The organism is Chitinophaga filiformis, from assembly GCF_900102545.1.
GTDB classification, from domain to species: Bacteria; Bacteroidota; Bacteroidia; order Chitinophagales; family Chitinophagaceae; genus Chitinophaga; species Chitinophaga filiformis.
In genome coordinates, this window is sequence record NZ_FNBN01000002.1 from 1,410,666 (window position 1) to 1,423,136 (window position 12,471).

Below are 12,471 nucleotides of genomic sequence, written 5' to 3' on the forward strand. Positions count from 1 at the left end.
TTTTTATGCGTCAACTTTCTCCAGCATTTCCTTTGCGTGTACGGCCACCATACTTGGTTTCTGGAACAGGATAAAGGCCATATTCGCAGCATCCGTCCCCCATTTGTTATATTCTGGCGCCGGAAGCGGAATAGTGGGTTTTGTACCTGCGGTGATGAACTTCATACCAGGATCAAAGTTCGTCCAGGCCAGGTCATCCCATGATAAACCGTCACTTCCCTGGTTAAAGGAAATGTCCATACCGAACCTCGGCATTCCAGGTATTTCCTGCAGTATGAAGAACCATCCCAGGTGATCAGTGAAACCAGGCGTAAGCTCAGTGCCTCTCGCCTGTTCTATGGTAAGATCGAAGCCGAAGAACTTAATATCAGGTGCTATCTCCGCTTTATACAAAGGGAACTTCAGTTGTGTTTCAAACTCCGTATCAGAAAGGTCAAGATCAATTACAGGATCATCGTCAGGCGTTGCTCCGGCAATAGCCTTCTGCGCAAATATCAGGGTGTTGGGATAACGCTTTAACAATTCACCTCGTATCACCAGCACTAACTGTTCTGCATCTCCTTCTGCATCCCGGTTGTTATGGCGCCCCAGCGTACTGCTTACAGGCCATGTATGAATAGGTTTGATATCCTTGTATTCCTCCGTCAGTTCTGCCTCAGATTTTCCTGTCTTCGGACGAATAACACCCTTTACATCCCAGAACTGCCGGAAACTACTGGGGCGTTCATCTGTAGGATATTCCCGCCATAACAGTTCACGCCCCATCTCATGGTTCAATCCTACCATATAGGATTCTATAAATGGCTGGTTCGTTTTCAGCAATGAAATAGTATTCTCCGGTATTAGCTTCAGATTAGGTAACAGCAGTTCATTCGAAATGTCAGTTAACCCTTTATACATCGGGTCTTCAAAATCAGGATAAGCCATGGCCGGGAAGATCTTCTCCGGCACATCCAGCTGTATATAAGACGGGAATTTCACCAACCTGTTGAGCCTTTGTGGATATGCCCTGTAAGGATTAATGGCATCACGCAGTTTCGTGTTTGCATTACCCAGATCTACCGAAGCACGCACAGGATCAGGCGCCTGTAACACCATCCTGTCGAGGAAGTCCTTCATAGCCACCCTGAAGTTTTGTGCCTCTACACTGTCAGCGCCCGGTGTGGTGGGTGTCGGCGCCGGAGTAACCGTTTCATCACTTAATACCAGTGTGAAATCAGGCTTTGCTGGTATATCCTTCAACTCATCCGCTGCTTTGAAAGGATCATCCAATGCCTCCGCTGCCGCCTCGTCGTCCCTTCTGCTTTTCAGGAAACGGCTCAAAGCAATATATGCTGCTACAGCCGCTACTATCAATACCGCAAAGACGGCGTATGCGCCGGTAATAAACATTAACAACAGCAACAGCACTACAAGTATAATAACCGCCAGCAGACTATTCTTCAGCAACCATAACATCAGATGGCTCAGCTGGTAAGGAAAGATCTTTCCGGAGAAATCTTTTGTATTAGGCAGGCCTGCCGGCAGCTTTTTTGGCGGGGCAGCAGTTAAAGTGCCATCGTTGATTTTTGTAACAAGATCATTGTATACCAGCGGACCGTTTGCTTCCAGTCGCTTTACCAGTTTACCATTGGGCCGTACCAGTCTTCTGAATGCTCCTGAGAATACAGTAGTTGGTAATATACTGTCATTGATCTGTTGATAGATAGTAGTAGGGCTCCCCATTACACGTGAATGCACTGGTTTGGTCAGCGCCACCAGCACATTATCCGGTAGCTTTGAGAATGTTTGCTGCGTATATTTGAAACTAACATACATGAAGAACTGGCTGGCCTTTATTTCCCGGTTTGCCTCAATGATCCTTTCCACCTGGAGCCATGCTTTCTGCATATAGGTCTCCTGGTTCTTCTGGATCACTGCCGTCCCGAAGCCCGCAGGCACACGTGTACGCGGGTCCCTGTTCAACTCATTTACCCAGGTCTTCTTGCTGACATCCAGCAACACTACATCTGTTGCTGATTTCTTTGCATGTTTGCCGCCATACAGCGGTACAGACACAACAGGATCCTGTGTGAGATCAGCCGCCTGTATGGCTGGCAGATTCACTATTTTCTGCAGCTCCGCCTGGAACTCACTGGCCGGCGGATTGGGAAAAACAGTTGACACCGTAGTGGGCGATTTCAAGGCGCCTTCCAGTCCCAGAATAGGAGGCTGTGTACCGGGTATTTCCTTTGTATTATCATCTGCCCTTACAAAACCAGGCCTGGATGCATCCATATCGCGGATACCTACTCTTGGGTCCATCGCCCTTGGCTCCAGTAGCTTTACGAGCGATTCGAAATCAGCGTTCGTTCCTGTCTGGAAAAACCATTCGTAGTAAACAGGCATCTCACCCTTTGCGCCGTTATCGTCCCAGGAAGGCAGCTGAGCTACTACATTGGCTGTAGGTAGCTCAAGTCCTGCCAGTCTTCCTGTTTCAAACGCAGGCACCAGGAATGCAAAATATTTTGTGTTCGCTTCCAGCTTCCGCGGACTCATCAACCTGCAGAATAACTGGTCCGGATCACTATTCACCGTCTTATTCAGCGATAAGAGGAATTCCTCATAATCAGACAGCTCACTGTCAGGTATATCAGCATCGCTGTGTACATGCGCCCACAGCCAGGTATCTTTGAACGACGGGAACGCCTCCTTTGAATTGATATTAACAGAAGGCAGCGGCAGTTTTCTTTTCGTTCTTTCAAACTCAGTCTCCTTCACGACCAGCAGGAACAGCCAGGGCCTGAGCCGGTTGCCCGAGGGAGAAGCTGGTGTATAACGCCAGGCAAAATCCTCATCATAAAACTCTATGAACGCAAGGTAATTAGGCTCGAAATTGGTGATCCAGTTCAGCGGTTCTGTACGAACGATCATCTCATCCTTAATACCGATAATATCGCCCGGCCCTATCAGGGAAAAGTTCTTCGGAACAGCTGTCGTATTGAGTGTGACTGAAATGGGAATTTCTGCACGTTCCTTTACAGCAGCTGCTCCTGAGCCAAGATCATCATGTTCGATAATATTGGCGGAAATACCTCTTCTTGACCATGCATGGAACTGGTATCTGGCGATTTCTACACTCATGGTTAATTGTTGTTTATTTCATACTGAGATAAGATCTGCACTTTGTTCTTCAGCGAAGGTTTTTTTGCAGTTAACGTATTATACATTTCAACTGCTTCTGCATAACTGTTGGCCACCATGCCCGCACTATGCATCTTCATATCACTGACATTGGCCACCACATATTGATCCTTTTGCACGGTCACAGCATCCGGTGCATTCACCGACTGGCGATTCGTAGCATAAGACATCTTTGATTTAGCCACTGCATTACCTTTCAGGTTACTTCTGAAGAGCGACTTCGAATATTTATAGATGCCCGCGAAGAACAACGCGAACCGTTTCTTCCGGAGATAGCTCATCTCATAGTCAACACTCTTGTTAACCGCAGGAGCAATACTCAGATCAGCCGTAGCAGTCACCTTACAACCGCTTACATTTGTTTCAAAAGAACGGCGGGAAAGCTTTTCATTATCCTTGAGGTTGAAGAAATTAGCCGGCGCAAACCTTTCCTTGGCTGCATCATAAGACAAAGTGGTGGTACCGCTCTTCACCCCATTGATCTTAAACAGGTCAACATCTTTTGGTACCCTGGTACCGAATTTCTGTATGGTCACTTCCATGGGCAATACCCTTTCACTAAAGGTGAGTACGCCTAATGGGTGAATAACGATATTAGGAGAAGGATTCTCTTCCGGTTGTATCAGTTTCAGATCTTTTACGCTTACATGCAGCTTATTATTATCAGGGATCACAGCCTGCCAGTTCTGGTTGTTATTGATCTCATCAATCATCAGCTTTTGCAGGTCTTCTGTAATTTTGGCCACTGCATCCGGATCATCACCCCAGGTAACATGGAACCCGATAGTGATATCGAAGAAGAGAATACTGAAGCTGGCCTCTCCTTTCACATCCCATGGCTTCGGACCACTCAGTTCGCCGGATACGGTAATGCCCTTAATAACCGATGTACCACGTCTGAGTGCCAGCCCTGCATACAGCTTCGCAATAAAATGAAAAGGTTCGAACTGGAACAGTACATCAAACCCCAGATAACCATATACATTAAAGCCCGCGGCCTCTGCATACAGTTCAGCTTTCGCCCCGAATTGCACCGTGTTTGAAGTAACCGCAAAATAACACTGGATAGTGATACGAGGGTTCTCTCCAGACAGCAGGCTGATACCCAGTCTGTCGAGATTCTTAAACCCATTAGGCAACTGTGGAATAGTAGGGATATCGTGGAAGTCAGGATGGAAACCTCCCACACTCAATGCAAAGGTGGCATTGTCTCCCCAGGCTACCAGCAATGCCAGACTACCCGTCAATGTAAATGCAAGCAATCTTGAATCATACAGATCTGCACGGAAGAAAATAAAGCTGTTCGGAATGTCAATAATGCCGATGAAATTGATCTGCAATTTCAATACAGCTGCATCTTCTTTTGGCAGGGCTGCTTTGAGCACCCCCAGTATCACCACTCTCGGATCAGGGAAGTCAACGATCACGCCCAGGTCCAGCGATACCAGCGTCGGAGTACCCCACCCGATCTTCGCCATCAATCCTACTACAAAATGATCCTGCTGTATCGGGAAGACCTGTTTGAGATCACTGATAATACGATTGATATTGGCCACCACATCTTCCGGGAAAAGAATGCTCTTCAGGGTATTGGTCTTTAAACCATCTACCAGCACATCTACTTTGATAGTACGATGCAATCCCAGCAAACCTCCCAATCCATTCAATGTAAATCCAAATCCCAGCTGGAAGCTGAAACCGGAAGCCGTTACTATTATCAGCAAAGAATATCCATCACTGCCATCCGGCATTTTGGTATTGATGATACCAATCGCTTTGAAGGTGAACAGGTTCTTGAACGACAATTCCAGTGCACCAAAATATTCTCCTGCCTTGGCATCAAAATAGAGAAAGCCTCCACCTGTCACCACACCGGCATCCACCGCTACACCGATACCATTTGGCGGCTTGAAAGAGAAGTCAATATCATGACCCGCAATAGCGCCTTCGCCATTAGGGTTCTTTTTCAATACCGCCAGCACCCCGGTGCGGGACACCGTAGCAGCAATCACGCTACCGATCTTCAGCTTGAAGCTGATCGATACCTCTATCTGTTTATCTTTGGTAGCCTCATCGGAGGAGTAAGCCAGTGTGATCACATCAAAGCTGACCGGTCCCAATGTAGCATATACCGGCAGCGCTATTGTAAATCCATTCGCGCCACCATCGAGGAAGAACCCTTTCTTCTGACTGATCCCGATCGCTATATCAATCTTCTGGTCCAGCCCTTTCTTAGGGATCAGTGTAAACGGAAAACTTGTCTTTGTACCTCTGCCAAACTCAAAGGCGATCGTTGGCTTGAACTTCCATTCAATATCATCTTTAGAAAACCTGATACTTGTCTTTACTCTTCCATAGCCAAATTTCATCACAGGATTAGCGAAGAGCGTACCCTTCGTCACCTCATCCGTGTTATTCTCCAGTATCATTTCCACAAAAGGGTTGGTGGCAAGAGACGCATCAGCTCCTTCACCTACGCGGAATATGATACCCAATCCACCAGTATCAAAAGTGAATTTCCAGTGATTGCCAAGATCCAGATCAACCTTTACCTCTCCCGTAATATCCATTACAGCGGCCTTCCCCTGCTGCTCAAGCGGTACCAGTACCAATGTATTGGTCAGCTTACTTTCAACGGTATCCGCTTCATGTTTGATAGAGAAACTGAGCGTCCGTTGGGAAAGCATGTCTGCATTCGGGCTTGTAGAGGCGGGATAAGTATCGTAGCCGTAAGCAGCGTCTACGCTTAAAGGAATACTGAAATGGAAGAATAACTTGTTCAGTAATGTAAGCCCTACACCACCTACAAACAGCATGGTATCTGACAGGTTGCGGGCATGATCTTCATTCTCGAGTTTAAAGCCTTCTCCCACATTCTCGAAGAACTTACCAATCGCACCAAAAAGGTTAAGGATACCACCCGATCTTACAGACTGCTGATCCACATTTTCAATGATGGACATCACCTTAAAAAATACAGGAGCCCTTAAACGGAGATAGTTCAGGGTCAGCAGGTTCATATACGACGTAGTAAGCTCGCTGGCAGTCAGATTAGGATTGCCTGCGGAAGCCGCCTCGAAGAACTCTTTGATCACTGCCGATATCTTTATCAGATCTTCCAGCACGGCAAAGAAGGCGATTTCATCTACCTCATCCGCCGACTTCTCCACATACTGGTTGATACTATTCAGGCTTGCCGTTGGAACAGCAGGAGATGAATTGGCAAAGGAAGGGTCCAGACCGAGAGAGGCCAGTCCTTCTTTCCTGTCTTCCAGTGTACCGCCGAGCATTTCCACAAAAGGATTCAGTATGTCCCGGGCAATCTTCACATATTGTTGCAACAGGTTTTTATTGTCAGCCATGGTTAGCTAAGTTGTGGGGGTGTATCTGAAGTGGGTTCCAGCGAAGTAGTATGTTGCGTATAACAGTTAGGCTCCTCATACAGATCATCATCCGGCAAACGGTACCAGAACTGGTGCTCCACCGACAACTTGCCGGCATCCTTCTTAATTCTCACCATGCCTATATTGGACGACCATACCACTCTCCTGGCGATATTATTTTCAAAAGCCTCCTGGTGCCTTGATACTACTTTTTCATAACCGGCTTTAACAGAAGGAGCAGAAGCGAGATTAATATCCGGATCTATCGTATCAATACGGATCCTTTCCGGTCTGGCCCCTACTGTATCCGTATCGGGTCTTTCATCTCTCAGGATGTTCAGTCGCCACGACCAGTCAGCCGCCGGCGTAACAGTCGCTCCGGGAAACCAGCCCTGCGGCGAAAGCACTACCGGATTCTTATGCCGGCGCATTTCATTCCTGGGAGAGATATTTCCATTCACGTTTACCACCTTGTTCATCCACCCCAGTCTTTCGGAAGGGAAGTAAGCAGCCGACTGCAACTGCTGCAATCTTCCGCTGATCAGAATATGCTGGTTGCCCAGCTTATCCGATTCATTTTTCAGCGCGCTGGAAACCAGCTGTACGATCCTTGTCTTATCCGCACCCTTGAAATAATCCATCACGGTACTCAATCCGAAATGCACATCCCCGGAAAGGATCACTACCTTTTTTAGTTTCTGTATGGTGGCAAGGAAGCTTTCAAACACAGCATAATTCAATGCCCAGGCTTCCGTATCAGCATATACATTACTTTTAATGGAACTCATGAGCGGCTGTATCAGCTCTTCAAATACGGCCAGTCCCAGTACCGGTGCAGGCGATACAATGAACACTACTTCCGCCCCCACCGGCGGCGGTACAGTGGGCAGTTGTTCCAGCAAAGCTTCCGGCGACATTAACCCCGGACTGCCATGTCGTGTTTCATACACCCTCCTGGTGCGTGTGTCAAGCACATAGGTGGTAGTGGGTCCGGTAGGTACATTAAAGTGCAGTTTTAATTTGGGCACATTACCATCAAAGCCCAACAAGGCATCAATGGCATTGGCTACACTCAGCGAAGGGCCTTCCGTATTGCCCGGAGCAGCTACCTGTTTAATTTGCGTCAGTAACGTAGCCTTATCGCCCGATTCAAAGCTCTTCGGATCATTACCCCAGCCCTGAAACAGCGTATACGCCATTAACCCGTTCCTGATAATATTCACGCCCATAGGATGACTCAATACCTGATCACGCCAGTCGCGGGTCATGTACCAGTCGTCGGTAATCTCATGATCATCCAGTATCATATACACCGGTACATTCGCCAGTATCCTGGATATACGGGGCAGATTATCCCTAAACTCTATCACGGCCTTCAATTCCTTTTTGAACATCCGCTTCATCTGTTTCTCCCACTTATCCCGCTTTTCATTGGAGGTGTTATTGAACATCTCCTTTTCTTCAGCATTCATCAGGAAATCACGCATATCAGCCGCACTATCATCTATCATGCTCATAAGATCATTAAAGATGGTATCCATCGCCGCTTCGCTGATATCTTCCTTTATATTGGTCAGCTCCGTCGGCCAGAGGTGGTTACTGAAAGAGAAAAGGTACATGGCCACGAACTCATGAAAAGCAATGAGGTGACTGTCGTCATCATCACTGGTGAACTTTGCCGATTCCTTCATGATAGTACGACGCAGATTGGGAGGAAAATTAGTCAGTGTAGCGCTGGCAGTTTTTGTATTACTGACAGTGATCTTCTCATCAAAGTTATCCCCGAACAATGCCTTTCCCTGCCTGGATAACCAGGGCAATACCATCATCGGCACATCATCCGCATAGATCTGATCGCCTGTTAAAAAGAGCTGGTGAGGACGCTTGTTCGGCTCATTGATATAACTCCCGATGAGAAAATCCATTGCCGCCAGGCCATCTTTCCCGATGCCATGCATCTTTCTGCAGGAGCCATGCATGATGATCAGATCTTCCAGGTTAGTGGGGGGTAGCGAGAAGGAAGGCAGTTGTCCTTCCTTAAACCCAATGGCCATATTAGAGAAGTGCGAGGTGACAGGGTTGTTCTGATCCGCAAACAAGCCTTCCGACTTCAGGTCGCGCAGCGTACTTGAATTGGTATCTGTAAAGCGCACATTGTAGCAATACACCTGGTTAGGCACCAGTGGCAACTTGGGCGCTTCAATATTCAATGTAATAAAGGCAATGTGAAAGTGGGTACCTATACGTTGCGTGTCAGTCGTAGCCGTATAATCCGGTGGGATCTCGGGTTCATATACAGTACTCGTCTTCTGCGTCTTGATGATTTCAGACCATAAGTGCAATTCGATATGCTGTGGCTCGGAAAACGCCATCCAAATAGTAACCAAACGAGGTTCTACTCTTCGCAGGATGGGGCCTGCCAGTATTTGGGGTAATGCAGCCATACATTAAATTTATTAGACAATTAATGCAGCCTCACTGGTTCAGTAAATATTGATTGCGATTGATTTTTGGGGTCAAACGCGGAAATGTATCGATTGGGGGTTTTAGTATTTTAACACAGTAACACTAGGTTCACAGTATAAATCTATATAGAATTTTGAATAAATGGTAATTTTGGGGGATTTTTTAATATCGATTGAAAGATTTCCCTATAAACGAACAGGATGCCCCATTACCTAAGACATCCTGCTTCTTTATCAAATTAAACAATCTCTACTTCCCTTCCTGCAACGGTACGCTGAACATATTGCTCACTCTACCTCCCGGCGTCACAATGATATAATTCAATACCATCGGTTTCTCACCTGGCACCGCCAAAGTAATAGGCCCGTTATACAGATTCCCTGTCTGATCAGGCTTATGACCATCCAGCGTATAATACACCTGGCTGTTCGCTACAAAAGGCGTGATTTCGGCAGTTCTTCTACCAGCAGCATTGGTGCCGAATGTAATTTTCGCTTCAGGAATACGGAAGAAATACTTCATCTCTTCCAGCTCCTGCAAACGTGCCGGCAGTCTTCTGGTAGAGAATTCATCATAGTTCTGTTTATCCCTTGCCGTCCATGCTATTTCAGATAAAGCCAGTATGCGTGGGAACAGCATGTATTCCAGTTTATTGTTGGTACCGATATATTCCGTCCACAGGTTAGCCTGTACACCTAATACAAGTTTCTGCTGCTCAGGTGTCAGTGAATCAGGACGCGGATGATAGCTATACACTCTTTCCAGTGGCAGGAAACCACCGATTGCGGTAGGCTCTGTTGTTTTGTCTTTCGCCTGATAGTGGTCGATATACAGGTGGCTGTTAGGTGTCATGATCACATCATGTCCCATTCTTGCAGCAGCGATACCGCCCTTTTCTCCTCTCCAGCTCATCACTGTAGCGTTAGGCGCTAAACCACCTTCCAGGATCTCATCCCAGCCTACAAGACGTCTGCCGTTCTTGTTCAGGAATTTTTCAATGCGGGAAATGAAATAGCTCTGCAGCTCGTGTTCATCTTTCAGTTTCTGTTTGCTGATCACACCCTGTGCAAACTTGGACTGCTGCCAGTGTTCTTTCGGCACTTCATCTCCACCGATATGAATATATTGGCTGGGGAAGATGGCCATTACTTCTGTCAGCACATCCTCCAGGAATTTAAAGGTCTCTTCTTTGGGACACAAGATGGCATAATGTACGCCCCAGTAACCGGGCACGTGGTAAGTAGTATCTTTACAACCAAACTGCGGATAAGCTGCCAATACAGCCTCACTATGACCAGGCAGTTCTATTTCCGGCAGGATAGTGATCTTGCGGTCAGCAGCATACTTTACCAGTTCACGGGCTTCATCCTGGCTATAATAGCCCCCGTGTTTTTCACCATCGTATACAAAAGGCTTGAAATCGCCGTATTGTCCCAGGATGGTAGAATCCCTCCATGCGGATATCTGTGTGAGTTTCGGATATTTTTTAATCTCCAGGCGCCATCCCTGATCGTCGGTCAGGTGCCAGTGTAACCTGTTAAATTTAAAATAGGCCATTATATCTACGATCTTCTTCATTTCATCCAGGGAGAAGAAATGCCTGCTCACATCGACCATTACACCGCGGTAGCCGAACTCAGGTTTATCAGCAATAACTACTGCCGGTACCCCCAGACTGCCATTCTGCACGTTGATCAGCTGCAACAGCGACTGCAAGCCATAAAAGCAGCCGATACTGCCCCCTTTGATGGTTACCTTGTCATTTCCTGCAGTCAGGCTGTATGCCTCTGTAGTGTCGTTCTGTTCTTCCAGTACAATTGCCTTTCCTTTGGCATCATGAGCTACGGTAAGGCGGATACCATAGCGGTTCCACAGGAACTCATTGAACAGTTCTGCGTTTTTCCTGGCGGCATCACTTTGTGCTACCAGAACGGTCTGCGGACCAAGATCGAACCAGCCATTGGCCGGCTGCATAGACGTGGGCTTGGGTATTAAGGAATAGTTTCCCTGCTGCGCATAGGCGCCGCTAACCCCTAACGTGAGAAGTAAGATAGAAGCGATTCTTTTTAACATCATCCTGTTTTATTGGTTTACTAGATCAAATTGCACATGAAAAGTTTAGTACCTGTAACGTGGAATACATCCTCCTAATAGCATAATATTACCCAAACACTGATAGTATTTACACCTATTTTCCGTAACTGGCTGAGTTATCGGACAATATAGTAAGAATTTAATGGTAATCAAAGCCGTTCATCCCATAAATATGCTCATTAACAAACCACAATGGGACCCCCTGACGGGGTCCCATTGTTGTAGCCCGGGGTTGAAAACCCCGGGAATATAAAAGCGTTCATGTCCACCTATGCGTCGTATATACGCCCTGTATACGTCGTGTATAAAGCGTATTCTGCTTATAGCACATTATACAGGAAACGCATACGTCTCCGCCACCCACTCATATCCATCCCCCTTCTTCCGGACATGTCCAATACCCGGCCATGGCAGATGATAGGAAAACACCGTCGTTCGGTCAACTGCCAATGCTTCCATTACCTTCCTTCTGGTAACCGCTGCCATGTCGAAATCAGTATCTCCGTCAAAACCCCATTCAGGATGAGGGAACAGGAGCACATCAGAATGCAGCAGGTCGGCAATATGTACGATCTCCTCTTTCCCCGAGAAGATCCTGACAAGCGTATGTCCCGGTGTATGTCCAGCGGCCAGCTGCAGCCGTATGCAGCCAAACAGCTCTTCTGTATGATCAAATAAATGCAGGCGGTCCTTCAATGCAGCCAACGTATGCTTTGTAGATACCAGGATCTTTGCCAACAGCTCCTTATCACTGAACTTACTTCGGGCGAAGTCAGACTGATCAGCAGACATCCAGAACTGAAGCTCTATTGCGGCCATGTATACCTGTGCATTAGGGAAGACGAGCTTGTTATCGCGGGTGAATAGTCCACCGATATGATCGGGGTGCGCATGTGTAATAACGATCTGTGTAACATCATTTACATGGATACCTGCATCTTTCAGCGAAGCAGGCAACCATCCGGAATCAGGCCCAAAGCCATAACCGGCACCCGTATCGATCAGGATAATATCTTTTCCTTTTTTCACGATCAATATATTCATGCCCAGGTCAACCGCCTTTGTTGACCGGAAATTGTCTTCCAGCAGTTTATTCACTTCAGCTGCCGGCGCATCCTGAGCGAAATGCTGCTGCACAGGGCTCATCACAATATGCCCGTCCGTTACCACCATCAGCTCCAGGTCGCCGAGCCGGAACCGGTGATAAGGACGTTCTGCACCGGAAAAGGATTTTCCGGCAAATAGCGTATGTAGCGGCAAAGCAGATCCAAGGCCGATAACGGCCATCTTCTTTAATAAAGCTCTTCTTTCCATCTTTCAATATTTACATCAAATTTATCCGGGT

The 12,471-nt window shown here is 47.0% G+C and carries 5 protein-coding genes; all 5 read right to left on the reverse strand.

The window, feature by feature from the left end:
• Positions 1 to 3 precede the first annotated feature (3 nt).
• Positions 4 to 3,123: a hypothetical protein gene (locus BLR32_RS12080; protein ID WP_089831943.1), complete on the reverse strand. Its 3,120-nt coding sequence runs from the start codon at positions 3,121 to 3,123 to the stop codon at positions 4 to 6.
• A 2-nt stretch (positions 3,124 to 3,125) separates the two neighbouring features.
• Positions 3,126 to 6,545: a DUF6603 domain-containing protein gene (locus tag BLR32_RS12085; protein ID WP_089831945.1), complete on the reverse strand. Its 3,420-nt coding sequence runs from the start codon at positions 6,543 to 6,545 to the stop codon at positions 3,126 to 3,128.
• A 2-nt stretch (positions 6,546 to 6,547) separates the two neighbouring features.
• Entirely contained in the window at positions 6,548 to 9,010 is a 2,463-nt protein-coding gene (locus BLR32_RS12090; RefSeq protein WP_089831947.1) for a metallophosphoesterase family protein, read from the reverse strand.
• 271 nt (positions 9,011 to 9,281) lie between these two features.
• Complete coding sequence (locus tag BLR32_RS12095) at positions 9,282 to 11,108, reverse strand: beta-N-acetylhexosaminidase (RefSeq protein WP_245705406.1); 1,827 nt, start codon at positions 11,106 to 11,108, stop codon at positions 9,282 to 9,284.
• Between the two features lie 348 nt (positions 11,109 to 11,456).
• Positions 11,457 to 12,440, reverse strand: a complete 984-nt coding sequence (locus BLR32_RS12100; protein ID WP_089831949.1) for an MBL fold metallo-hydrolase — start codon at positions 12,438 to 12,440, stop codon at positions 11,457 to 11,459.
• Positions 12,441 to 12,471: the final 31 nt, after the last annotated feature.